At 58.0% G+C, this 24,161-nt stretch carries 20 protein-coding genes; 2 read left to right on the forward strand and 18 right to left on the reverse strand.

Annotation, left to right across the window (positions count from 1 at the left end; translation table 11 throughout):
• The first annotated feature begins 199 nt into the window (after window positions 1-199).
• Window positions 200-895, forward strand: a complete 696-nt coding sequence (locus tag KHP07_RS08960) for a pirin family protein (RefSeq protein ID WP_214497050.1) — start codon at window positions 200-202, stop codon at window positions 893-895.
• A 76-nt stretch (window positions 896-971) separates the two neighbouring features.
• Here KHP07_RS08960 and pgm read toward each other — a convergent pair whose 3' ends face one another.
• From pgm to KHP07_RS08980, 4 genes are all read right to left on the reverse strand, one after another.
• The gene (gene pgm / locus KHP07_RS08965) at window positions 972-2,615 is read right to left on the reverse strand and encodes a phosphoglucomutase (alpha-D-glucose-1,6-bisphosphate-dependent) (protein ID WP_100490694.1); all 1,644 of its coding nucleotides are present in this window, start codon (window positions 2,613-2,615) and stop codon (window positions 972-974) included.
• Between the two features lie 107 nt (window positions 2,616-2,722).
• A complete protein-coding gene (locus KHP07_RS08970) occupies window positions 2,723-4,129 on the reverse strand; it encodes an aminotransferase-like domain-containing protein (protein WP_214497051.1) in 1,407 nt (468 codons plus the stop codon).
• A complete protein-coding gene (locus KHP07_RS08975) occupies window positions 4,126-5,553 on the reverse strand; it encodes a hypothetical protein (protein WP_214497052.1) in 1,428 nt (475 codons plus the stop codon). Before KHP07_RS08975 ends, KHP07_RS08970 begins: the two co-directional genes overlap by 4 nt.
• A 693-nt stretch (window positions 5,554-6,246) precedes the next feature.
• Window positions 6,247-7,269 carry a zinc-dependent alcohol dehydrogenase family protein gene (locus KHP07_RS08980; protein WP_078048401.1) on the reverse strand — a complete coding sequence of 341 codons (1,023 nt, stop codon included), beginning with the start codon at window positions 7,267-7,269 and terminating at the stop codon, window positions 6,247-6,249.
• 247 nt (window positions 7,270-7,516) lie between these two features.
• Between KHP07_RS08980 and KHP07_RS08985 the strand changes: the two genes are divergently transcribed.
• Complete coding sequence (locus KHP07_RS08985) at window positions 7,517-8,431, forward strand: LysR family transcriptional regulator (protein ID WP_010210548.1); 915 nt, start codon at window positions 7,517-7,519, stop codon at window positions 8,429-8,431.
• A 92-nt stretch (window positions 8,432-8,523) separates the two neighbouring features.
• On the opposite strand, the gene KHP07_RS08990 is transcribed toward KHP07_RS08985, so the two are convergent.
• The 14 genes from KHP07_RS08990 to KHP07_RS29525 are packed head-to-tail and all read right to left on the reverse strand — an operon-like array spanning window position 8,524 to window position 24,121.
• Window positions 8,524-9,759 carry a hypothetical protein gene (locus KHP07_RS08990; RefSeq protein ID WP_214497053.1) on the reverse strand — a complete coding sequence of 412 codons (1,236 nt, stop codon included), beginning with the start codon at window positions 9,757-9,759 and terminating at the stop codon, window positions 8,524-8,526.
• Complete coding sequence (locus KHP07_RS08995) at window positions 9,756-11,285, reverse strand: acyl-CoA dehydrogenase family protein (protein ID WP_214497054.1); 1,530 nt, start codon at window positions 11,283-11,285, stop codon at window positions 9,756-9,758. The genes KHP07_RS08990 and KHP07_RS08995 overlap by 4 nt, the downstream gene beginning before the upstream one ends.
• Before the next feature lie 11 nt (window positions 11,286-11,296).
• Window positions 11,297-12,268 carry an SDR family NAD(P)-dependent oxidoreductase gene (locus KHP07_RS09000; RefSeq protein ID WP_214497055.1) on the reverse strand — a complete coding sequence of 324 codons (972 nt, stop codon included), beginning with the start codon at window positions 12,266-12,268 and terminating at the stop codon, window positions 11,297-11,299.
• Entirely contained in the window at window positions 12,265-13,482 is a 1,218-nt protein-coding gene (locus KHP07_RS09005; RefSeq protein WP_214497056.1) for a beta-ketoacyl-[acyl-carrier-protein] synthase family protein, read from the reverse strand. The genes KHP07_RS09000 and KHP07_RS09005 overlap by 4 nt, the downstream gene beginning before the upstream one ends.
• An 8-nt stretch (window positions 13,483-13,490) precedes the next feature.
• Window positions 13,491-13,736: an acyl carrier protein gene (locus KHP07_RS09010; RefSeq protein ID WP_060742439.1), complete on the reverse strand. Its 246-nt coding sequence runs from the start codon at window positions 13,734-13,736 to the stop codon at window positions 13,491-13,493.
• Between the two features lie 15 nt (window positions 13,737-13,751).
• Window positions 13,752-14,531: an outer membrane lipoprotein-sorting protein gene (locus KHP07_RS09015; RefSeq protein ID WP_214497057.1), complete on the reverse strand. Its 780-nt coding sequence runs from the start codon at window positions 14,529-14,531 to the stop codon at window positions 13,752-13,754.
• Complete coding sequence (locus KHP07_RS09020; protein ID WP_214497058.1) at window positions 14,528-16,888, reverse strand: ABC transporter permease; 2,361 nt, start codon at window positions 16,886-16,888, stop codon at window positions 14,528-14,530. The genes KHP07_RS09015 and KHP07_RS09020 overlap by 4 nt, the downstream gene beginning before the upstream one ends.
• Complete coding sequence (locus KHP07_RS09025; protein WP_214497059.1) at window positions 16,885-17,571, reverse strand: ABC transporter ATP-binding protein; 687 nt, start codon at window positions 17,569-17,571, stop codon at window positions 16,885-16,887. The genes KHP07_RS09020 and KHP07_RS09025 overlap by 4 nt, the downstream gene beginning before the upstream one ends.
• An 18-nt stretch (window positions 17,572-17,589) precedes the next feature.
• Window positions 17,590-18,720 (reverse strand): hypothetical protein, encoded by a 1,131-nt coding sequence (locus tag KHP07_RS09030; RefSeq protein ID WP_214497060.1) that lies wholly within the window; start codon window positions 18,718-18,720, stop codon window positions 17,590-17,592.
• Window positions 18,717-19,169, reverse strand: coding sequence for an SRPBCC family protein (locus tag KHP07_RS09035; RefSeq protein WP_214497061.1), 453 nt, complete (start codon window positions 19,167-19,169; stop codon window positions 18,717-18,719). Before KHP07_RS09035 ends, KHP07_RS09030 begins: the two co-directional genes overlap by 4 nt.
• A gap of 14 nt (window positions 19,170-19,183) precedes the next feature.
• Window positions 19,184-21,799: an aminotransferase class III-fold pyridoxal phosphate-dependent enzyme gene (locus tag KHP07_RS09040; protein ID WP_214497062.1), complete on the reverse strand. Its 2,616-nt coding sequence runs from the start codon at window positions 21,797-21,799 to the stop codon at window positions 19,184-19,186.
• Window positions 21,796-22,836: a fatty acid desaturase family protein gene (locus KHP07_RS09045; protein ID WP_214497063.1), complete on the reverse strand. Its 1,041-nt coding sequence runs from the start codon at window positions 22,834-22,836 to the stop codon at window positions 21,796-21,798. Before KHP07_RS09045 ends, KHP07_RS09040 begins: the two co-directional genes overlap by 4 nt.
• The gene (locus KHP07_RS09050; protein WP_214497064.1) at window positions 22,821-23,843 is read right to left on the reverse strand and encodes a hypothetical protein; all 1,023 of its coding nucleotides are present in this window, start codon (window positions 23,841-23,843) and stop codon (window positions 22,821-22,823) included. The genes KHP07_RS09045 and KHP07_RS09050 overlap by 16 nt, the downstream gene beginning before the upstream one ends.
• Before the next feature lie 11 nt (window positions 23,844-23,854).
• Window positions 23,855-24,121, reverse strand: coding sequence for an acyl carrier protein (locus tag KHP07_RS29525; RefSeq protein WP_214497065.1), 267 nt, complete (start codon window positions 24,119-24,121; stop codon window positions 23,855-23,857).
• Between the last annotated feature and the right edge of the window lie 40 nt (window positions 24,122-24,161).

Raw genomic sequence — 24,161 nt, forward strand, 5'->3', positions numbered from 1 at the left:
GGGTTCAGACAAGTGCGCCATGGTCGCCGGAATCGAGGTTGAGTTCCAGCCAATTGCTTTGCTGTCATGCAGTTAGGCGATGAACTGAAAGTCAAAACGCCACCAACTCATCTAATCGACTGATAGGAATCAGGCATATTTCCGGCTTTTTATCGATCATGAGCTGCAGGATCATAGGCGCCATCCACAGGAGACGATCATGCTTGAACTTCGACCTTTCAATTCCCTGGGTGGCGCCCACCATGGCTGGCTTGATGCCCATCACCACTTTTCGTTCGCTGAATACCACGACCCCAAGCGCATGCACTGGGGCAACCTGCGGGTATGGAACGACGACATCATTGCGCCGGGCACCGGCTTCCCACAGCATCCGCACCGCGATATGGAGATCATCACCTACGTGCGCGAAGGGGCGATCAGCCACGCCGACAACCTCGGCAACAGAGGCCGCACCGAAGCCGGTGACGTGCAGGTGATGAGCGCCGGCACCGGGATCGCCCACAGCGAGTACAACCTGGAAGAGACGCCAACCAAGATCTTCCAGATCTGGATCATTCCGAATGAAGCCGGTCTGCCGCCTTCGTGGGGCGCCAAGCCGTTTCCCAAGGGGGATCGCGAAGGATTTGTGACGCTGGCCAGTGGCAAGGCCGGGGACAGCGAAAGCCTGCGCATTCGTGCGGATGCACGCCTGGTGGCCGCGAACCTGAAAGCCGGGGAAAGTGCTGAATACCGCCTGGACAGCGGACGCCGTGCGTACCTGGTACCGGCGACGGGCGTGATTGAAGTCAACGGCGTGCGTGCGCAAGCGCGAGACGGTGTCGCCGTAGAGGATGAACAGGTGTTGCGGGTAACCGCGATTGAAGACAGCGAGATTGTCTTGGTTGACCTCGCTTAACTTTGTAGGAGCCCGGCTTGCCGGCGATAGCGATCTTACGAACGCCACCGCCGGCAAGCCGGGCTCCTACAATGGGTTACTGGCTGATAGCGCCGTCTACCAGCACCTGCGCCTCTTCCACCAATTGCTTGAGGTGGTCTTCGCCAATAAAGCTCTCGGCGTAGATCTTGTAGATATCCTCGGTGCCCGATGGCCGTGCAGCGAACCAGCCGTTTTCGGTCATCACCTTCAACCCGCCGATTGCCTGGTTGTTACCCGGCGCATGGCTGAGGATCTGCTGGATGCTTTCCCCGGCCAACTCGGTGGACGTCACCTGATCCGGCGACAGCTTGCCCAGCAAGGCTTTCTGCGCCGGTGTGGCCTTGGCGTCGACACGAATCGCGAACGGTTCGCCCAGGGCGTCAGTCAGGCCACGGTAAATCTGGCTCGGGTCCTGGCCTTTGCGCGAGGTCATTTCTGCAGCCAGCAGTGCCGGGATCAGGCCGTCCTTGTCCGTGCTCCAGACGGTGCCATCCTTGCGCAGGAACGAGGCGCCGGCGCTTTCTTCGCCGCCAAAGCCCAACGAGCCTTCGAAGAGGCCGTCGGCGAACCACTTGAAGCCGACCGGCACTTCGTACAGGCGACGGCCAATGCGCGCCGCGACGCGATCGATCAAGCCGCTGCTGACCACGGTCTTGCCCACGGCAGCATCGGCGCGCCAGTCAGGACGGTTCTGGAACAGATAGTCGATGGACACGGCCAGGTAGTTGTTCGGTGCCAACAGGCCACCGGACGGCGTGACGATGCCGTGGCGGTCGTGGTCCGGGTCGCAGGCGAATGCCACGTCGAAGCGTTCCTTGAGACCGATCAGGCCCTGCATGGCGTAGCTGGAGGACGGGTCCATGCGGATCTGGCCGTCCCAGTCGACGCTCATGAAGCGGAAGGTGGCGTCGACTTCGGTGTTCACCACGTCCAGATTCAGGCGGTAATGCTCGGCGATCGCCGACCAGTAGCGCACCCCTGCTCCGCCCAGCGGGTCTACGCCCAGGCGCAGGTCGGCACTGCGGATGGCGTCCATGTCGATCACATTGACCAGATCAGCCACATAGCTGTTGAGGTAGTCATGGCGATGGGTGGTATCGGCCTTGAGTGCCTGGGCGTGGGTGACGCGCTTGACCCCGGCCAGTTTATTGGCCAGCAGCTCATTGGCCTTGGCTTCGATCCACTTGGTGACGTGGGTGTCGGCCGGGCCGCCATTGGGCGGGTTGTACTTGTAGCCGCCACTCTGCGGCGGGTTGTGCGACGGCGTGATGACAATGCCGTCGGCCAGGCCGCTGGTGCGGCCACGGTTGTAGCAGATGATGGCGTGGGAAATCGCCGGAGTCGGCGTGTATTCATCGCCTTGCGCCAGCATCACGTGCACGCCATTGGCGGCCAGTACTTCCAGGGCGCTGGCGCCGGCAGGTGTCGACAACGCGTGGGTATCCAGGCCGACAAACAGCGGGCCATTGATGCCCTGGGCTTCGCGATACAGGCAGATAGCTTGGCTGATAGCGAGTACATGCCATTCGTTGAAGCTCAGTTCAAACGAGCTGCCACGGTGACCGGAGGTACCGAACGCCACGCGCTGGGTGGAGATTGCTGCATCAGGCTGGCCGGTGTAGTAGGCCGTAACCAGTCGCGGGATATCCACCAGCAACTGGGCTGGCGCCGGCTTGCCCGCAAAAGGACTGATTGTCATGCATAAACCTCGGAAAGAAGGATTCGGGAAAAAAACGGCAGTTTACTGAGAGTTGGACTCCTGCGCGACGGTATCGATCCTACAACAGTGAGAGAAACTTCACGCAATCATCCCATCCGGGCCTGATGCAGCGCCTCGCCGATGGCCGCCAAGGCAGCATCGAGGTCCGGCTGCCCATGAAAGGTCAGGCTCAGGCGAAAATCCTGTTGATGCAGGCCGCTGACGCTGAACAGTTCACCGGGCGCAATCACCACCTGCTGGCCGAGCAGCCGCTGGAATACCTGGCGCATGTCCACCGGGTGCGTTGAGTGCAACCAGAACGTCGCCCCGGCAGCGGGTGCACTGAAGCTCACCTGTCCCTCCAGATACTGGTCCAACCGTTGGCTCATCGCCTGCGCCTGCTCATGTAAGTCTCGGCGCAATGCACGCAGGTGCTGGTCGATTCGCCCGCTTTGATACAGGCGCGCAATCGCGCGCTGGCGGATCGACGACAAACGAAAGGCGCGCAGCAGGAACTGGCGCTGTAATTCACTGCTCATGCGCCGGGACAGCAGATAACCAAAAGGCGCTTCCGAACCCAGGATCTTCTCGAACGAAGAAAACACCATGAGCCGCTCAGGGTTCACCAGCTCCCGCAGTGCTGGCTGTTGATGATTGAATCCCAGTTCGCCAAAGGTGTCGTTCTCCAGCAGCCAGCAACCGTAGTGATCCAGCATTTGTGCAACGGCCAGGCGGTCGTGGTGCGGCATCACACTGCCTGCCGGCAGGCTGACCTTTGATGACAGCAGCACCAGGTGCACCGGCTCGGTGGCTAACACGCGGTCAAGGCTGACCAGGTCCAGGCGACCGTCCGGCATCCAGGGCAATTCGATGATGCGCACCCCCGCATCCTGGAGCAGGCGCAGGACCAGCCAGTCGCAGGGTGATTCGACAATCACCGTGGTCCCCCTCAGGCCCAGTACATCGATGAGAATGTGCAGCACACCGCGCAGGTCGGCACCGATGTACACGTCATCGGCATGCCAACAACGCGTCGGCGACGAGGTATAACGTGCCGCCAGCACCGCGCGCAGCTCCCACACACCGCAAGGCTGGGACCAGGGTTGCAGATGCTGTGGGTACTGGCGCACCAACTCTCGCTCGAGGCGCAACAGGCTGCTGTCCAGCGAAGCCAGCAACGCGGGTTCATCGCCACTGAGCACCACCATGCCCGGCCTGCGCGCTGCGGCGTAGAGCCGGTCGAGCAGATCTCCACCAGCCCACGCCTGTGGGTTTGAAGACAGCGGCCAGGCGTAATAGCCCGACTTGGCCACCGAGTAGACCCGCCCCTCCTTTTCCAGCAGTGAGTATGCGTACTGTACCGTCGAGATCGACACATTCAGGCGCCCCGCCAACTGCCGCAGGGAGGGCAGCTTTACCCGGGCATTGGTGCTTACTTCGTTGATCAGCGTGATCATGTAGCGATAAACCGCCTGGTACGCGAAGTCCGCCTGCCGTTCGCCGCGCAGTGTCATCGCCCGGACAATTGACAGGCCTGCGCGCTGCCGCGAGTCATGGCCCCCGCACTGTGGGTTGTTTGGCCGCTCCCAGCGATCAGCGGCCGCTTGCGGTACAGGTGTTGCACCAGCGGCATCGGCAAGCCGCTGGTATCGATGACCCACTGCTGCAACATCTCGGCGGACGGCTTGCCCTGCAGGACCTTGTGCAGTTCTGGCAGGGCCACGAGCATGCCCGGGTGGCATTGGCGCAGATAGCCTTCCAGCCGCTCACCATGATGGATAAACGGAGAAAACAGCAGGCAGATCAGCTGTGTTTCATCCAGGCCAAAGTAGTGCTGCGCGTAGGTTCTGGATTGGATGCGCCCTTCACTGCTCTGAGCCCGCGCGAGCAACTCTTCGGGCACCTGCACGCTGCGCATGCGTTGGGAAGCCTGATGGACAAAACCTCGCACGCCTTCCTCATAGTCAAGATCGCGCAAGCATTGAGCCTGCAAGCCTCGCAGGTGCGCCATCAACTGTGGGTTGGAGTAGCTCGGATGGCTGAAATGAAAGCCCAATGGGTCGGGCGCATAGGCCATGAACTCGTTGAGCATCGGCGACTGCTGTGTGTCGACATCCGCCAGCAGATCGGCAATGCCGATGTAGGCCAAGTGACGATGGCCGGCCCTGCTGGGGTTGTCACTCGCAACATGATGCTCGCCATACACATCGCGGTAATAGCCAGCGCTCCATTCCTCCATGCGCGCAAACAGGCCCGTGAGCGACACCGGCCAATTGGGTGGGATGGCAAGCCCCGCGCCTTGGGCGGTTTTTTTCAGCCACGCCAGAAACTGACTTTGCTTGCGCAAGGAGTCGCCGTTGACCACGGCATGCACCCCACCATTGCAGGTGGTAACGCGCTGATAGAAATCGCCGAGTGCCAAGTAGGTGTCATTGCACAAAGTTGCGCGGCAATCACCCGAAGTCACGTGGCCGATCATCAGCATGTTGCGCTGGCTGATCTCCCGCCCGACGGCAGAGGCGGGACGCAGGTGGTTGAAGGGCAATACTTCCTGGTTTTCCACCATCAGTAACTCAACCCTGGGATCATCGTGGAGAAACAAGCGGCCATAGCCCAGGTTGAGGCTGTCGAGCCGGCCTTCGGTCATCCCGGCATGGCGCAGCGTCGCGACCCGCAAGTGAAAGGTGCGGGGGGCACGGCCGGCGATGGTCAGTTGCGCGGCACGCAACAACGCCAGGGTGTAGGTGCTCGCTTCACCTCCCCCATGGGCCACCAGCACCTTGTAATCCCCGACCTGTTCCATACCGCCCGCCGCCACAACGATTCGTTGGACCAGCAACTGGAGTGCCGTTCGCTCTGCGCGATTAAAGTAGCCAATCAAACGTTGCAGAACTTGCTGGTAAACATAGTTCATAGCCTGTTCGTGAATAGTGCTCATCGTTCTACTACCTGAGTTTAAATATCCGTTCCAAGCAACTGCTGACAGTACTTGCTCGACCTATTACGCGTGTAAGAAAACTGCACACAGACTTGTGCGCCGATGACTAGACATTAGCACCGCGCAACAAAACAACACCGATGCCGTCGGGAAGCCCCCAAAGCCATGGACGCGCCAGAGCGCCGGATTTACGGGATAAAAATGCATTCAGCCACGACCCTAGGATCTTTCCGACAGGTCCTTGCAGATTCTTAACCCACCATTAAAGGAAATGTCCGACACATAAACCCAGCAACTTTCCCTTTTCCTGGATTGCAGCTTTATACGCCCATTGTTAATTCTCTGAGGCCACAGGGAAGCTGCGCCTTTAGTGTCGGCCCCTCGCGACAGTAGTGCCGGATATTCATTCATTGCTCATTCCTTGAGATGAAGGTGAAGGCGTAATTATCAGTGCTGGGATAATGATTAATAGATACAGAACAACGCCGAAAACCAGTGCAGATGAATGACGGCCGGCACGTAAAAAACCCACACACAAAGACGCCGCGCTGGAATTCAGGGCGGCGTCAGGGAAAAAGGCGAGGTCCAGGGGCTAAGGGGCCAGACAGGCTCCTGATGGGCGGTGCAGGATCAGCCCTGCCAAATGGCGCATTTGCCTCATGCGCCATCGTCGTTTGCGAATCTTCCTACGGCTTAAACAGCTTCAACCTGCAACGCAACCCGCTCGCGGCAAGGGCATTCATCCATATAACGGTGTGCTTCCACAAACTGACTGAACGGAAACACCGTGGTTTTAAGCGGTACCAGCACACGGTCGGCGGTCAATTGGTTGATATCCCGCAGGGCCCGCTGCAAGGCCACCTGGTCCTGGATAATGCCCAGCTCAGGCTTGCCAGTGAAGTTGCCGATGCAATGCACAAAGAACTGAATGTTCTTTTGAAACGCTGCACACGCCGGGAATGGCGTCTGGTTACCGCCCTGCAAGCCATACAGCACCAGGCTGCCACGCGGTGCCAGCACATCGCCGAGCAGCGACATCTGCGGGCCGCCCAGGCCGTCGAACACCACGTCGACGCCACGGTTATCAGTGAACTTGTTGATTTGCATCAGCAGGTCCTGCTCTTCGGTGACGATGACCTTCTCTGCCCCGAGGGACAGTAGGTACTCGCGCTCTTCGCTGTCCTTGGTGGCGGCAATCACCCGTACGCCCAGGGCCTTGCCCAGCTGTACGAAAGATGGGCCGGCGCAGTGGCTGGCGTCAGTCACCAGTGCAAACTGCCCAGGCTTGACCCGCGCCAGATCCACATAGGCAAAGTAGGCAATCAGCAGCGGCGTGTAGTGCACGCTGGCTTCAATCGGGCTCAGGACATCCGGATAGCGGGTCAGGGCCGAACGGGGCAGGACGATCTGTTCGCCATACACCGGGTAATCATTGGGGCTTTCGGCCGGAAAACTGGCCACTTTATCGCCCGCTGCCAAGTCATCCACGCCGTCGCCGACGGCGACCACAACCCCGGCCATCTCATGGCCCAGGCCGGATGGCAAGCGTGCATGGGAAGACGCCAGGTTCTGGCGCCACAGAATGTCATACCAGCTGATGCCAATCGCTTCGACACGCACCTGCACTTCGCCCGGTGCGGGCTGCGCGGCTGCATGCTCTTCGCATTTGAGCACCTCGGCCGGACCAAACTTGTGAAAACGGATCGTGCGGGACATCGCAAACCTCGTCAAAGTAACCTCTAATGCCATGAACTCTATCTGGGCTTTCCGGGTAAGACCACCGGTCGCCATTAATAGTCGACATGCCTGTCATTGATTCCGCAACTGAGGAATAGACCCCAGAGCTTGTAAGAAAACTCAATTTTCCTGTGCAGAGTAACAGCCTTTACCCGTAAGATTCATGCCGGTCATTCTTCTTATATGGCTGCTCTCGTCAAGTTTGCTGACTCTTCCAGGACACAAGATGAACCGTAACGACCTGCGTCGTGTCGACCTTAACCTCTTGATCGTATTCGAAACCTTGATGCATGAGCGCAGCGTGACCCGCGCAGCCGAGAAACTGTTCCTCGGCCAGCCGGCCATCAGCGCGGCGTTGTCACGCCTGCGCGGGTTGTTTGACGACCCCCTGTTCGTGCGCACCGGCCGCAGCATGGAACCGTCGGCCCGAGCGGTCGAAATCTTCGCCCTGCTCTCCCCGGCCCTGGACTCGATTTCCACCGCCGTCAGCCGCGCCGCCGAGTTCGACCCGGCCACCAGCACTGCCGTGTTCCGCATCGGCCTGTCCGACGACGTCGAATTCGCCCTGCTGCCGCAACTGCTCAAACGCCTGCGCGCCGAGGCCCCCGGCATCGTCCTGGTAGTACGCCGCGTCAACTACATCCTGATGCCCGGCCTGCTGGCCTCCGGCGAGATCTCCATCGGCGTCAGCTACACCGCCGACCTCCCGGCCAACGCCAAGCGCAAAGTACTGCGCCGCAGCCTGCCGAAACTGCTGCGCGCCGACAGCGTACCGGGCTCCCTGAGCCTCGACGACTTCTGCGCCCGCCCCCACGCCCTGGTGTCCTTCGCAGGCGACCTGAGCGGCTTCATCGATGAAGAACTGGAAAAACTCGACCGCAAACGCCACGTGGTACTGGCCGTGCCGCAATTCAACGGCCTCGGCACATTGCTCGCGGGAACGGATATCTTGGCGACCGTGCCGGACTATGCGGCCGAGGCCTTGACCTCGGCGGGCGGCTTACGCGCGGAAGACCCGCCGCTGCCGGTGCGCAGCTTTGAACTGCACATGGCGTGGCGTGGTTCGCAGGATAATGATCCGGGGGAGCGGTGGTTGCGATCGCGGATTCAGATGTTCTTTGGCGATCCTGAGAGTCTTTAGTAAAGGAAATGCGTCCCTATTCTCAAAACGTCCTCCCTTAGACTGAGTCGCCATCGCCCGCAAAAATCACATTAACGCAGCGCATGTCCACGCTAAAAGGAATAACGCACAGCATTGATCCACCGGCTTTGTTCGTCAAAATAACCGAAGCTACGCTGACTGCCCTCGAATATGTCCACACCCGTACGTAGCTGCCAGTGGGCATCAATGTCGTACCGCATTTCCAAAGAAGCATATTGCGCATCCAGGCGCAGGTCCTGCGCAACGTAAGCGGTGAGGTAAAGCCGGCCCTGCCACAGCTCGCGACGTACCGCCAAGCTGATCATTTGCGTGCGATCCTGATCGACGGCGCGCGCCACGGCCTCCTTCCAGACGTCGTAGTACTGCATGCCGAAGAACCAGTCCCCACTCAAGTAATCCATACCCAGCAGCAATTGCTTCTGACGGTTCTTCTCCAGCTCAACGATGCCGGTTTGTGCCTGGGAGTAACGATAGGCGTCAGGTACGAAGGCCGCTTCACCCTTGAATACCACCGGCCCTATCGGCATCGCGAATGAGCCGCCAAGCAGTGTGCGACGCTTCAGTGCTTCTCGATAACTCAGACCAGCGGGTGTCAGCCGGGCGGAGGAGGTCTCTTCAGTCTGCCAGCCGTGCCAGCCATTCAGGGAGTAGTCCACCCCATGGGCGTTGCCGCTCCAACGCAAGGCGGGTGTCCAGTCGGAAGGTTTACGCCAATCCGGACCATCCGCTTCGGTCTGAGGGATATTGCCCAAATAATCGCTGACCCTGGTTTCAGCATAACGGGCACCGCTATCGGGAAGGAGGTCCTTACGCGTCTGGGGGATCAACAGCAGCTGTAAGGATTGATCCTGGAATACCGAGCATTCACTGTTGAGCATGGCCAATGGGCGTCGTTGCTGGACATAGTCGCCGAAATAGCCTTCGCGACGGTCAAACGCATGGATCACGTCCAGGACCCTGAGCCGGTCAGCGCTGCCCCAGACGACTTGTTGTATCCCCAGCGTGGAGGTACATCGTTCGCCTTGGTATTCAGCGAAGAGTTCACGGGGTTCGACTTCGTGATAGTCGCCGTCCAGTTTATTTTCCTGCAAAGCCCTGACTTGCAACTTGTAGCGCCAGCCCGATGCATCCTGCCAACTCCCCCCCAACAATGCGGAGTACTCGTTGAGCCCCCACTCGCCTTCGCGGGTCAACGCTTGTCGGGTTTCCAGACGACCGTTGAAATCAAGTGCGTCGAGAGCGTCGCCGTAACAGACATTACTCAGTATCGCTAATGCAAGGCCGACCTTCACTGCCGGTACCTTCATAGGCTCACCTGTGAGGCAAGCAAAGGGTCAATCTCGCGCTCTTCACCGGGCTGGATGCAATCCTGAAGACCTGCATCAATCGTTGCCCAATCGCTTGAGTAATTCATTTTTCTGATAGGTAAACGTGTTCTTTCCCACGCGTGCATCGCCCTCTCCAGTCGATAGTCCACCCAACGGCAACAGAATTCATCCAGCGGTTGCGACGAGAGCATCAACCAGGCAGCACACTCCCCCAACCTGAGCGAACCCGCAGATAAACGCGAGGCGGACACCTCATCGGCGGTCCACTCCAGGATTCGTGCTCGGGTAATTTCGCCATGGGCAGTCTGGTCAAGGTAGGCGATGACCGTGCTGGGTTGTTCCAGCACGCGCTGACCGATGAATGCCGCCAGCGTTTCCGAAGGCCCTTCGAATAAACGCGTAATACGAGCGTCGCGCCAGAGTTGTCCAATGGGATTGTTATCGCAGTAGCCGCGAGCCCCTAGCATCTGCAGCGCGCTATCACTGACCTCCCCGAGCACCTCGCTGGCCAACCACTTCGTCGCTGCCAGGACCTCGGGGGGAGCGTCAGGTAAGCCCTGATCCAGTCGTAGCGCCAGGTCATCGACCCAATTACCAATTGCAGTCGCTGCACAGAGCGCGTCATCAACCACGCGTTGTGTATGCTCATGATCCCAAAGAGGGTGGCCGCCCAGGTTACGTCGGGTGCTATAGCGGATCATCAACTGAACACACCGCCATAACCCACCGACACAGGTAGCGGCAATACCCAGCCGGCCGAACGCCATCGTGTCGCTGGCCACAGCCAGGCCTGCATAGGCACTTCCCAGGACTCGGTCCTGGTTGACCAGCGCAGCTTCAAAATGCAGTTGGTTCTGCACCATGCCTTTGAGGCCAAGCGTCATCGCTTCGCTACCCTGGCGCATACCTTGTTGCTCTGCATCTACACAGAGCCCCAAATAGCCGAGCTCACGCCCTTGGTCATCAATATGCCGGGCGAATACCGAAATGACGCCCGCCCATGCAGCCGAACCTGACCAGGACTTAGTCCCATCAAGCCTGAACACATTGCCTTCACGTCGCGCGCAGGCCGCCATGCCCAACGGGTTGGAGCCCGCCGCCCGCTCAGTCAACGCAAACGCGGCGAGCATTCGACCATTCGCCAGTTGCGGCAGGTACCGCTCTTTGATAGCTGGCGCCGCGAAGCGTTGAATAGGACGGATACCCAACCCGTTGTTGAGACCGATAAAAAAAGCCAAGGTCAGATCAATGGCGCCCAATTGACGCTGTACTCGCAGCAATTCGAAGTTGGACAAGCACAACCGGCCGCCATAGTCGGTGGGCACCTGCATTCCCAGTAAACCCCGGTTCCCGACTGCCAGCACCAAGTGCGGCGGCAGGCAACGGCGCTCATCCATGAGGCGAAAGTCCAGGCGTTTCGCCCAGTCCTGCAACCATGCATTCAACTCAGTCACAGCAGGCGTGTCCTGCCGTGCTTGAGGATCAAACATCATCCATGCATTCAACGATTAATCTCCTATCGACTCGTCAACCAGCTTGCAGCCTCATGGACCATATGCTCCAGTGATTGTGCCGGTGCGAATCCTAATTGCCGACGAGCCTTGTCACTTCGGTAATGAACCTGCCTGCCCAGCAACGCAACGACATCGGCCGAGAGCCTGAGGGGTATTCTCGTGAGCAATACGTCCAACGGCCGCAAAAGGGCGACGATCCATCCCAATGTGCAAGGCTGCCAACGCGGTGCTTCGACGGCCATCGCAGCGGCCATGCAGGTGAACAATTCGAGATAGCTGACGTTATGAGCGTTCAAGATATATCGCTCCCCGCTCTTGCCTTTGGCCATGACGGCCAGCAGCCCCCTCACCAGATCTTGCGCGCCGATGACCGCAATGCCGCCGGGTGGGATAAACGGCAGGCGTCGAAGCTGCAGATCAAGCATGACCTTGCCCCATCCATGCAGCACATCGCAGTTGGAGGCGATGACCGCAGAGGGACACGCAATGACAATATCCATGCCCGACGCACAGAAAACACGAACCTGATCTTCTGCATCACGCTTGCTGTGCATATAGGCCAGCCGAAATGCATCGCCGTTATAGATCATTGACTCGTCCGCTTCCTCGGCCGGATAGCCAACGGCAGCGATGGACGATACGTGCAAGATGCGCTCGACCCCCGCGTCGCGAGCGGCCCGCAGCAAATTCACCGTTCCCTGCACGTTGACCGCAAACATACGCTTGCGCTCGCACTCGTAAGGCAGCGCCAAACCGGCGGCATGGTAGATCTGTGTGACGCCTTCAAGCGCGGACCCGAGGCTGGCGGGATCCAGAAGATCGCCTTCGCGCCAGACCAAACCTTCGCGCAGGCTCTGCAACGCCACGGCTGGATCGTTCGGTAAGACCAGCACTGCCACGTGCTCACCCTGTTCCAGCAGCTCCCGCACGATATGACTGCCCAGGCATCCACTGGCGCCGGTGACCAAAATCATTGAGCGCCCTGCGCAGCCAGAGCCAAGGAAACATTAAGGCCACCAAACGCGAAGGAGTTTTTCAGCCACGCTTTCACATTGGCCTCGCGCGCCCCCCCAGTCACATAGTCCAAGTCGCAGTCGGCATCCTGCCCCAGGTAATTAAGGGTTCCGGGAATCTGATTGTGTATCGAGCTCATAAGCCCCCCAATCAACTCGACCACGCCCGCAGCGCCCATCAGATGACCTATCGAGGACTTGACGGATGACACACCCAGCGAAGGCGCATGAGCGCCGAATACTTGTTTGATAGCCGCCGTCTCGCACCGGTCATTGAGTAAAGTGCCGGTGCCATGGGCGTTGATGTAACTGAATGCCTCGACGGGCAAGCAGCTGTCGGCAATGGCCTGGCGCATGGCCTGAGCAGGGCCTTCCACGGATGGCTTGAGTAAGTCGCCAGCGTCACTGTTGACCCCATACCCCAATACGTGAGCCAGTATCGGTGCGCCGCGCGCTCGGGCATGCGCCAGGGTCTCCAGAACCAATACCCCGCCCCCCTCGCCCAGCACCATGCCACGCCGGCCAACGGAAAATGGCCGGCAGGTATCGGGGGCCATGGCTCGCAACGCCTCCCACGCTTTCCAGACCAGTGCGTTAAGACATGCGTCAGTACCACCTGCCATCACCAGGTCTGCATCACCGCATCGCAACAACCGATAAGCCTCGCCAATCGCCTGTGTGGAAGAGGCACACGCGGTGCTGACGGTGAGCGCCGGGCCCTTGAAACCGTATTTTAAGCTTATGTGACTGGCTGCGGCATTCGCCATGACCCGGGGCACCGTCCACGGCGCGAGTGTAGCGCTGCCGGCCTGATAGAGATCCAGATAGGCGCTGTGCAGCGACTCGCTGCCACCCAAGGCGGTGCCCATGTAGACCGCGCACCTGTAGGGGTCAACCGTGGCCGGGTTGAGACCGGCCATGGCCAGCGCCTCTGCCGCCGACAGCAGTGCAAACTGACTCGCGCGGTCTAACAGTAACAACTCATTGGCCGTGAACAGGCCATCAAGTGCATCATCCGGCAATGCCCCCGCGTTACATGTTCCGCCGACAACGTCGATCAAACGAGGCACTGGTGCGATCGCACATTGTCCTGTGGCCAACCCCTCCCAAAGACGCGCTCGACCCACACCAAACGGTGACACACACCCCGCTCCGGTGATGACAACTGTGTTCATGAAACCGCTCACTTGGAGGCCAGCCGTTCAGCAAGTATTTCCACCAGGCGAGACACGGAGCTGATATCGGTATGGCTGTACGCTGATAAATTGACAGCGAATCGCTTTTCAATTGCGTAGGTGAGCTTCAGCACGTCCAGCGAGTCGAGCCCCAGCTCTTCGATGCTCAGTTGCGTATCCAGCTCAGTGATATCCAGTTCCAGCGTGCTGGCGAGCAACTCTAGCACCAGGGTTTGCAGCGATTCAGTCGACATACAGGACTCTCGGGATCAGTGTTCAGTGCGCAAGGCACGTTGAGTGAATTCAGCATCCGAGATGCCAGGGTTGATGCTCACTTTCTCGACAATCATCCGCGTGCTCTTATTGGCTGCTAGATTGTGCATGGTCTGGGCCGTAGGCCTGCTGAATCCGTCAACAACTTGCAAGCCGTCGCTTTTAAGCTGTTTGACCAGCACCCCCTGGCGGTTAAAGTAATCAACCTGCACCGGGTAACGGCTCTGCTCTTCGAGGTAATAGACCTTGCGTGAATAGCCGGAAATATCTGCCTCTTCGCTACGCGCCTTCGCTTCAATCTGCCTGCATGCCGGCCAACTGAGGCAGGGCTGGGAGGTCGCGAGGCTGGTGAACGTGTAGTTCAGCAGCTTGTAGTCCTCAAAGTCTTCATAGGTGAAGTCTGTCCCCATGAACCAATTCTGCTTTTGAGAACCGGCCAGTCGTCTCAAGCTTTTGGTCGAAGGGGTATAAGACCAGATGTCGTTCGCGGCTTTTCCACTGTCCTCAATTAACAGCGCAACATTCTTGACGGCCGCGGGCGCGGTGAACCGTACCAAGGTGCCCATGCGGTCGCTCATACGCTTGTCCAAGCGACTCAGTTGGCGTGTAAAGGTCAGCCGCTCGCCCTCAAACAGCTCCATGCGATAGTCGACTTTTTCGTCCTGTGCCTTCATACGGCGATCAGAATCCTGCATGACCGCCAGCGCATCGTCGGCGAAGGCGGGCCATGTGCAAAGCATTAAAAGAGGCAAGGCAGTTAGCAGTTTGCTGTTCATCCAAAATTCCTGAGTTTGAGCGTGTCTACCGCGGGAATACGCAATACATGACGAATGGCAGGCATTGCTGCGAATGGAATAATCACCAAGGCGGGCAGGATGACTCTCCAGAAATCACTGAAGGCGGGGTCGGTGTTAATCTTGAACCAGACGTCCGTCAGGCGGTGATTGAGGACGCCTCCGAGACCATAGCCCAGCGGGATGGACACCACGCCAGCAAGCAGCGCAACGCTGAAGGTTTCGCAAAGCATGATGAGCGACACACTTCGGTCGCTGAAACCGAGAATTCTCAACACGCCATATTCGCCGCGACGCCCCACGATGCTGAAGTTCATGCTGGTCACCGCAAACAGCAGTGCAATCGCAATACTCATCAACGCAGAGATGTGAATGATCACCCAGATATGCGAACTGATCTCCAAGATGGAGGCGACTATGTTCTGCTTGGACGTAACCCGTACCACGCCTGCCAACTCATAGATTCTCGCATCGTCCAGGCCACTGCTCCCCGCATCCACCAGGTAAGCGCCGGTAAACTGCTCATCCAGTGACAGCATTTGCTGAGCGAAGCGGCGCGTCGTAATCACTTCACCCGGCAGCGCCCCGGAAAACACCCCGACGACCTTGGCCGGATAGACGTTCCCTCGCACTTTTAGATTCAAACGGTCACCTGGGTGGACGTCATGGGCGATGGCGATGCGGCGTTCAATAACCAGCGCGTCAAGATCGCCGTCCAACAACATCCGGCCTTCCATCAGGTTTACGTGACGCACGCTGTCTGCCGGCTCGATACCCAGGAGACTGGCGTTATCCAGCTGCCCTCCGCCCAGAACCTGCGCCCCGCCCTTGACGAACGTCGACCAGCGACTGCCTGACGCCAGGCCTTCGAGACGTCCGATATCTTCGTCCCACCAGGGCGCATCCAGATCGACCACGCGACTCCAGTTGTCGCGCTCCACGTTGCTGATCGCGGTTCGCTCCATGGACGTCAGGGAAATATAGAAGGCAATGGTGATTGCGATACTCGCCGACATTGCCAGCACCGTGACCAGGCTGATGCGCCAGCTGCGCAGCAAGTTGCGCAACGAATAACGAAACCAGAACGGTCCTCCGATATGACGCAGGCAGGCGACCATACGCAGCGCAAACGCTTGCTCCTGACCTGCGCCAACGTCACGCAGGGCGTCCATCGGCGTGATGCGAATGATCGAGCGCATCGGCAAGTACATGCCCAGGGCGACGGTGCAGCACAGCAATAATCCGGCTCGCCATAGATAAGCTGGCTTGAACATCAACTGTGGCTCGGGCATGCCGATGGCGCGTGCATAGTTCCAGCCGAATGCATACATATCAAACAGCGCCAGGCCGCAACCCAGCACCAAAGCGAGCACAATCAGCATCAGCGCAGGCAGGCTGTAAGCGCAAACGACCTGTCGACGCGTATAGCCCAGCGTGAGAAACATCGCGATCAACGGGCGTTCTTCCTTGGCCCATTGGAACATGAGGAAAAACACCACCAAGGTCGATGACAGCGCAAAAATCAGCACAACCGTCGGCAGGAAAACCTTGAAGGTATTGAGGTCCAACTCGAGGAACTTTTGGCTGAACTGCTCCTGGCGCGGCAGCACGTAATCGACGGCCAGACGCGACTGCGCTCGCGCGGTAATGCGCTGCTTGACGTCATTCATCGACGCATGCGGCGACACGCTGAACAATAAGCTGTTGCTGGCTGAAAAACCCAACTGCTGGCGCATGAGGCCCTGGTCAGCAAACAACACACACAGCGAGCCATTGCTGGGCACGTACACACTGGGGTTCAGCGGCGCGACCAGATACTCTGGGCTTTCAACGATGCCGATAACCTCCACCGGATACCTGGCAGCGCCGGCAATAAAATCAAAACGGTCGCCCACGCCCTTCGCATGGAATTTCGCACAGTTACGCTCAAGGGCAATCCCTGCAACGTCCGCTGCATTAGGCAGGCGACCTTGCAAGACCTTCAGTCGATTGACCGCCGAGAAATCCGCGGCTTCGGCACTCACCATCAATCCTGCGACCGGCTGACTACCGCCCAAAGGCACCAACCCTGGCATCAGTAAGCGGTGATGGGTCGCGGTTACGCCAGCAATGTCATCGAATGCCGGGAGGTTGATCAGATCGTCCGGCGCAAAGATGACTTCCAGATCGGCCATCGATGCGTGGGACTGAATGTCCTCAACCGTATCGAACAGACTGTCGATCGCCGAATAGGCACCCACCAGCACACCAAAGGTTGAGGCACAGATCAGTGCGATGGTCAGCAAGCGATAGCGAATGACCAGAACCGAGCGAAGCACATGCCGCATCAGCATGTTCATGGTTCGGCCCTGTGCAGGTTGCCGGAGCGCATCTCGTAGACGTTATCGGCGTGCTGCCCAAGTGCGGGGTTGTGCGTGACGATGACCACCGTGACCTGCTTCTCTTCCTGCATCTGACGCAGCAGTTCAAAAACACGCATGCCTGTCTCTTCGTCAAGACTGCCGGTGGGCTCGTCCGCGAGAATCAACTGAGGTTCCTTGATAAGCGCTCGCGCAATAGCGACCCGCTGTTGCTGACCTCCGGAGAGTTTTGAAGGGAATTTTTCGGCGTGTTCGTGCAGACCAACTTTGCGCAAATATTCCTGCGCGCGCGCATGATCCTGCAAAGTGACTGAGCGGATCGGTTCAAGCCCAGTCAGCACGTTTTCCTTCACCGTCAACGTCGGGATCAAGTTGTGAAACTGGAAGATGAACCCTACCCGCTCCGCCCTGAAACGCGTCAATGCCTTGAAGTCCATGGCGTTCAGGCGTGCGTCTGCGACCTGGACCAGCCCCTCATCCACACGATCCAAACCGCCCAGCACATTGAGCAGCGTGGTTTTGCCCGAGCCTGATACACCTCTGATCACCGTCATGCTGGCGCGAGGTATCGTCAGGTTGATGTCATTGAGCACTAAACTGCGCCCGTCACCGCTGGGGTAGAATTTTTTCAGCCCCACAAGAGAAATCAAGGGATTATCCATTTCGATTACAGCTCCAGTTTAACCCGGGGTTTGGTCTAAATTGAGTCCGAAAACACCGTAGCGCTTGGTCCGACGCATTCCGACATTACGTGCAAGTACGTAGCTGGAAGGATTGCGGTCGTCGATCCACATGGTGTCAACACGTTGAAAGCGCGGTTCGGCGTAACGCACGATCTCATCGCCGATTAACCGGCCTAGACCACTTCCCTGGACGGATGGGTCGGCACCGATAAGTGCGATGACACCACCGGTGACGCCGCGCTTGTAACGATTTAGCTTGAGCAGGTCGAACAGACCGAAATGACCCTTGAGTCGACTCAAGATCTGGTTGAGGTCCGGCAAAATCAGGAAAAATGCTACGGCCCGGCCGTCCAATTCAATAAGCTTGATGCCTTCAAGATCGATAAACGTCTTCACACTATCGATCTGGAATTTGAAACTGGCCTTGGAGATCGGCGCGACCTCATAGTTCTCGGCAAATGCACTGTTGAACAAACAGCGGATTTCCTCCAGATTCGAACGCAAGTCAGTCCGCGTAGCACTGCGCACACTGAACTGGCTACCTGGCAATACTTTTTCACTGCGGCTGGCCTTGCGTCGCGCACGGTACTGCTCCACGTCAACCCCATACGTGCTGAAGGTGAAAGCCAACTCGAAACCCGCCTGCTTGAGAGCGTCGGCGTACCAAAGCGGGTTATAGGTTTGCAGCAGCGTGGGAGGCCGGCCGTCGATGTTCTCGAGTAACAACGCAGCATCCTGTGTCGAGGTATAACTGTAAGGCCCCAGTAACCTTGATTTGCCACGCGCTCTCGCCCATTGACCTACCGCATTGAATAATGCCCTCGTGACGGCGGGGTCTGGCGCGACTTCAAAAAAACCGAAAAAAACGTGCTCATGACCAAAGCGCAGGTTGTATGCCGCGTGAATACATACGCTGACTCGACCTTGGGCCTGACCTTGATCATCCAGCGCCAGAAAATGCTCAATCTGCGCTTCGCGAAAGAAGGGGTTATGTCGTGGTGACAATATCCGTTTCATGTCACTGCGTAAGGGCGCAACCCAGTGCTGGTCGTCGGCGTACAGACGAAAAGGCAGGTCGATAAACTGCCTTAACCGCTTTGCAGTATCCACTGCTTCGACAGCAATCATGAGAGGTCCAAAAGCTGTTGCATGTTGCGGTGACGTGCTTCAAATATCCGGTCCATATAGGCGTCGACAAACAACCACTCAAACAGCGCACCGCCTATGGCGTGATAAGTCACTCGATCGGTATAAAGCGTCCCCCCGGCAGCGGATTCAACGCGATGCTCATGCCGGAACGCACTCAGAGGCCCCTTGATCATTTCATCAATGAAATACTCGTTGTCTTTCACTTCGCGAATGCCAACGGTCCAATTGGCAGGGATAAACCCGAACATCCAATGCCGGAAACGGAATTGACGCCCTTGCTCGATCCGCAGGTCAGCAATATCTATGTTTCCAAGTGGGGTAACGCGCTCCGGGAAGATCTTCGGGAAGTTCACACCTTCCATGCAGAAGTCGAACACCTCGGCACAGCTACGCCCCTTGATGAGGGTGGTTTTTACCAATACGGGCATACTCGGATACTCTCTTAGATGGTTTCGACAGCGGTAGCGGTGCTGAATCGTTCGGCGTATCTGCGCCACTGATCGGGATCGAGGGCTTTATCAAAACTGCGAAATCCAGCCAGCATGAAACCGTGGCGCACGGACAACGATTGAACCAATTCAAGGTCATCATTGCTGAGGTCCAGACCAAGGCTCGTGTGGCAGGAAATACCTTCGAGGGCGAGCATCATGGTTTCGGCCATGCAGGCGTATGCGAGGTCTTGCGGGATACCGTAACGTGAGCCCAAGCGTGCTTCTCCGGGCATTTCGACAATGCCACCGTCAAGCACCAGCACGTCCGGCCGGCGACTGGAGATATCCTGGCTGACATTGGCGGGTCGGGAGATATCACACAGGATGGCCCCTTCGGCGATGTCATCGGCGCTGATAAAACGCTCGGCGCTGTTAGTCGCAATCAGTACCAAGTCAGCGTCGGCCAACGAAAGGTTGATGTCGTTACTCCAGCGCAGCGCGGTACGCTCACCGTTTTCAGTCAACAACAAGGCTGCGAGATCCGCACTATCGTGTTCATTCAAACGCTCAGCGATTCCGGCAAGTACGCTGCCGGGCGCCGGCACGCCCTGCGTGCAGAAGTTCACCAACTGAGTAATGACAGAGGCAAAGCGCGGCGTATTGAACCGTGCACTCATCGGGTTACCCACCAGGGTGACCTGTCCGGCCTGCATCGCAATCAACCGCGCGATGGCCGAGCCTATGCTTCCGGTGGCACCAATAACCGCAACGCGCATGTCCTGCATACGGCGCCCTGTCATTTCAACCGCACGGCACGATGCCTCGACCGCTGTAAGCAGCGTGTAACTGTTACCCGTCGTCAGGGCCACGCCTTTATCCAACAAACGCAAGCCACCACCAGTCACGATTGAGGTATGCCCGCCTAGCCCGACCAACGTTGCACCGCGTTGCTTGGCCATGTCGATGGCCTGGCCGATCAGTTCACAGGACTCCTCAACGGGCATCGCCGCCAACTGCGCCGCGGAGCGTGGCACCATGATCAGATCACCGGTCACTCTGCGACCGGTGGCAGGCGATGTAAGCTCGACCGTAGAGACGAAAAATGGGTCCATCAACGGATTCAAGCGCTCTTCAAGCATGCGCAACGACTGTTGAGAATAATGACTCAGGCTTTCATCGAATTCGGCATAGTTCGAGAGCTCCAGGGGATGCAAAACAAATGCAAAATGGTTATCAGGCACTGCCTCGGTAAAGCTGATCTGATGCAGCGGCGCTGGCGGTGGTCCCGACGAGCAGGGCTGAGCATCAAGCAGATGCGCAAGTAATGTGCCCGTACGCCCCTCCTCCACCCATTGCAGTGTGCGAGCCAGCGCCTGGATAAACACTTCACACTCGGCTCGCCCGGCAATGAGGGGAGGCTCGACACGCATCACGTTCGCGCCGTTGAGGGTCGGTGCAACGCGTACACCTTCAACATTGAGCAAGTAGCTTGCGAGAATGGGAACAAGGCTTTCCTGCTCCCCCATGATGCCGGTGAAGCCGCCGTAGAATTGCGGATAGTGACTGCGATCAAGATCAAACTCGATGCCGATCAGGTAGCCCGCACCGCGTACTTCCTTGATGATCGAAGCGTGTCTTGCCGCCAGCTCGTTGAGCTGTTCCAGCAGGTAGCGTCCGTTATCTCGCACGCTGTCCAGCAGGTCTTGACGTTCGTCCAGTATATCCAGCACTTTCAGCCCGATGCGGCAGGCCAGTGTGTTGCCGCCGAACGTAGATGAATGCTTGTTCTGGAAGTCTTCGCTGTACGCGTTCTTGCTGAGCAGGCAGGCACCGATCGGCATGACCCCGCCGCCCAGGGCTTTCGCCAGCAGCAGGCAGTCCGCTTGCACCCCCGCACTGGCGAACATCTGCCCGGTGCGTCCCAGTCCGGTTTGAACCTCATCGATAATCAACAGGGTGCCGCTGCGATCACAGGCGGCCCTGATTTGCTGCAAGTACTCGGGCGGCGGCAGATTGATTCCACCCTCGCCCTGTACCGGTTCAATGATTACTGCAGCGTAGGCGTCAGGGTGGCGCTGTAATTGGTCTTCAAGGGCCTGAATGTCGCCATAGTCAACAAAATCAAAACCAGGCAACGGCGCTTGGAAACCTTCCTGATATTTATCCGAGCCTGTCGCTGAAAGCGCTCCGAGCGTCTTGCCATGGAAGCTCTGGTGGGTCGACAAAATGCGCTTGCGACCTGTCTTGATAAGGCAGGCTTTAAGTGCCGCCTCTACCGTTTCGGCGCCACTGTTTTGAAAGGTCACGCTTCGGTAATCGCCTGGCGCGATTGTTAATAGACGCTGTGCAAGCAACCCACTTGCCGCCAGGGAGGATGGCTGCACAAAGATCGGTTCCCGACTCAGTTGAAAGCTGGCCAGTTCGGCCAGCAATGCGTCCGGACTATGGCCGAATGGCAGCGCACCGTACGCACCGAGAAAATCCAGGTAAGCACGTCCTTGTGCGTCATAGAGGTAGCAGCCCTCCCCGCGGACAAACGTTTTGTCGAGCCCTACCCGACGAATCAATTCGCCGACCGCAGGATTCACATGCTGCTCAAATGGACTGATTTGCTGCCAAGGGCTCATGAAAGATTCTCTGTGCTGTAGGGTGACGAAACGGGCGATAGCCGACCCGCTGTCTGTCGATAAAGATCCGCCGCCACACCCTCGGCCACCATGATTCGTTCATGGGCTGGTCTCAAAGAGTGATAGGGCAATGCCGGAAAAAGATGATGCATGGCGTGATAGCGTTGGCTCAGGGGCTCAAGCAGTTCCAGCCAACTTCCCTGGCGATCATGGGTCGACGAATCGGCCAATTGCCATTGAAGTGATACCGGTTCGCCGCTGGAGGCATACCGATGCGCCAGGCATGTACGGAACATGTTGATGAACAACACACCATAAATGACGGCAAGGAACAGGCCGACACGCGACCACGGCAACATCTCTGAGCCTGCTGCAGCGATCAGCCCCCACGCATAAAGGCTGGTCGCTATCTCCAGCAGGTAGTTGTAGCCGCGTGCGCTACGAAAACGCGTCGCCGTGTTTCGGTAGGCGGCATGTAAGGTGACCGCACTGTATCGCTCGATGACCCGCCGACGCAGCCGCGCAATGCACCAAGAGGCCGGGCCAAGTACTGCAAAACGTACCAACAGCAATAGCGGCGTAAAAAGCGTACCGACCAATAAGGTGATCACACTGCGGCCAAACTGCTGCTCAAAGGGCAGGTACTCCGGATCCTGGCGAGTGCCGTAGCGCCCAAGGGTATGGTGGTCGATATGGCTCAAATACAAAAACGATGGCAACAGCAGTGGGATACCACACGCCAGGTTCCACATCAGGTTGAACCCGGGTACAGCGCGGCGCGGCATATGGCTCAGCTCATGAATGAACATGGCCGACCGGTAAAGCGTGAACACCGCCGTGCCATACCATAAAGGCCAAGTCACAGAACCGGCGCCTTCCAGCATGGACAGTGCGACCCAGAACAAGCCGATGCTCAATCCGAAGTCCAAGCGATAGCGCCATGCATGATGGCGTCGCAAGTCCTCGATCAATGGGCGCAACTCGTCCACGAAGGTACGCCCGTCCAGGTTTGCGACAGGCTTCACCGACGTTTCCAAATGACACCATCCAGATAGAAGTGATGCAGAACGATGATCAGCGGTACCAGCCCTACGGAAGGCATCTCCAGGCTGAGCACCAACAGACTGGCCAGCCCCAGCGTACTGAACCAGATCCACGGTTTAGCCCCCATCCGCTTGACCCAACCGTGTGCAACACCCAAGGCGCCTGTGACGGCTGGCTGGGTTTCAGTTCGGCGCAGTCCAGCCATTACGGTAGACGTGCACACCAAGTGGTATTGCAGCGCGTGGATGCTGGTACCGATCAAAATAAGCGCGTACAGATCGTTCACCAGCAGGTAAGCGGCGTTATACAGACCCAGCGAAACCGCCAGCATGACCAAGACGAACCGCGGCAAGGCTTCTTGATGACGCTGCTGTCGCCGCTCGGCAACCAGGAATTGAAGCGTCGTGGCTGCGAATACAGCGTATGCCAACCAAGCCCAGAACGGCGCGAGTGCCGGCGTTGGAATTGAGATGTTCGCAAACGGCAGCGTCTGCTCAAACAGTTCGTAGTTTCCAAAATGAAAACCACCGTGAGTGATGCGATAAATCAGCGGCGCAGCAAACCCGGCCAATACCATGTTGCGAATCGGCAAAGTGGAATGTTTATACCCGGCCTTCTTCGCATAAAGTGCCGCCACACCAAAATGCTGTTTACACACATGATAGGGCTGCCAATAAACCCAGATCGCCACAATCCAAGGTAAAGCATTCAGGCTGTAGAGGCCGACGCACAAGACAGTGATAACAACTAATCCCGCCCAGAATTGCACTTTGTGGCGCTGGTATTCCTGCGGCTCAGCGAACAATCGAACGTGCGTATGCAGTACATGGGGAATATCTAGGAACAGCGCAAATAACAACGCGCCCACCAGAAACGCCGGTCCCTGCATAATAGCCAGTAACAGCGCGACCGAAATCAATGGGCCTCCAACCAGAATAGCCAGCGTGTCGACCTTGGCACTGACGAACCACGGCATTTTTACAGACATATTAGTGGACATAGACGATCCCTTTATACCGCCGCGGAAAACGCGAGTGTGTTCGCACGCTCAAGTATCATCGCCAACTCCTGAAGCGTTGTCGTCGCATCAACTTGGTCGGCAGGCAAGCTCAGCGATAAACGACCTTTCAACTCGGAGAGCAGCGTTAGTTGCCCCATTGAGTCCAAGCCCAAGTCCAACAGCGTATCGTTAGCCTTTATCTCGGAACTGTTCAAATGAGCCGGTAGAATTCCCTGTATTGAAAGGCTTTTTATCGTCTGGCAAATAACATCAAACACAAGTGCTCCTTGCACGTATGCAATCCGTGCTGTTGTAAAA

The sequence above is a fragment of the Pseudomonas sp. VS40 genome (genome assembly GCF_018587885.1).
Classification (GTDB): Bacteria; Pseudomonadota; Gammaproteobacteria; order Pseudomonadales; family Pseudomonadaceae; genus Aquipseudomonas; species Aquipseudomonas pergaminensis.

Coding starts and splice junctions, on each gene's coding strand:
- KHP07_RS08970 (WP_214497051.1), bottom strand. CDS start 4,129: ATGACACTGCGCGGCGAACGGCAGGCGGACTTCGCGTACCAGGCGGTT.
- KHP07_RS09040 (WP_214497062.1), bottom strand. CDS start 21,799: ATGAGCCCTTGGCAGCAAATCAGTCCATTTGAGCAGCATGTGAATCCT.
- KHP07_RS09030 (WP_214497060.1), bottom strand. CDS start 18,720: ATGATTGCTGTCGAAGCAGTGGATACTGCAAAGCGGTTAAGGCAGTTT.
- KHP07_RS09050 (WP_214497064.1), bottom strand. CDS start 23,843: ATGTCCACTAATATGTCTGTAAAAATGCCGTGGTTCGTCAGTGCCAAG.
- KHP07_RS08985 (WP_010210548.1), top strand. CDS start 7,517: ATGAACCGTAACGACCTGCGTCGTGTCGACCTTAACCTCTTGATCGTA.
- KHP07_RS09010 (WP_060742439.1), bottom strand. CDS start 13,736: ATGTCGACTGAATCGCTGCAAACCCTGGTGCTAGAGTTGCTCGCCAGC.
- KHP07_RS09005 (WP_214497056.1), bottom strand. CDS start 13,482: ATGAACACAGTTGTCATCACCGGAGCGGGGTGTGTGTCACCGTTTGGT.
- KHP07_RS09000 (WP_214497055.1), bottom strand. CDS start 12,268: ATGATTTTGGTCACCGGCGCCAGTGGATGCCTGGGCAGTCATATCGTG.
- KHP07_RS09035 (WP_214497061.1), bottom strand. CDS start 19,169: ATGCCCGTATTGGTAAAAACCACCCTCATCAAGGGGCGTAGCTGTGCC.
- KHP07_RS08990 (WP_214497053.1), bottom strand. CDS start 9,759: ATGAAGGTACCGGCAGTGAAGGTCGGCCTTGCATTAGCGATACTGAGT.
- KHP07_RS09015 (WP_214497057.1), bottom strand. CDS start 14,531: ATGAACAGCAAACTGCTAACTGCCTTGCCTCTTTTAATGCTTTGCACA.
- pgm (WP_100490694.1), bottom strand. CDS start 2,615: ATGACAATCAGTCCTTTTGCGGGCAAGCCGGCGCCAGCCCAGTTGCTG.
- KHP07_RS08980 (WP_078048401.1), bottom strand. CDS start 7,269: ATGTCCCGCACGATCCGTTTTCACAAGTTTGGTCCGGCCGAGGTGCTC.
- KHP07_RS09025 (WP_214497059.1), bottom strand. CDS start 17,571: ATGGATAATCCCTTGATTTCTCTTGTGGGGCTGAAAAAATTCTACCCC.
- KHP07_RS08975 (WP_214497052.1), bottom strand. CDS start 5,553: ATGAGCACTATTCACGAACAGGCTATGAACTATGTTTACCAGCAAGTT.
- KHP07_RS09020 (WP_214497058.1), bottom strand. CDS start 16,888: ATGAACATGCTGATGCGGCATGTGCTTCGCTCGGTTCTGGTCATTCGC.
- KHP07_RS08960 (WP_214497050.1), top strand. CDS start 200: ATGCTTGAACTTCGACCTTTCAATTCCCTGGGTGGCGCCCACCATGGC.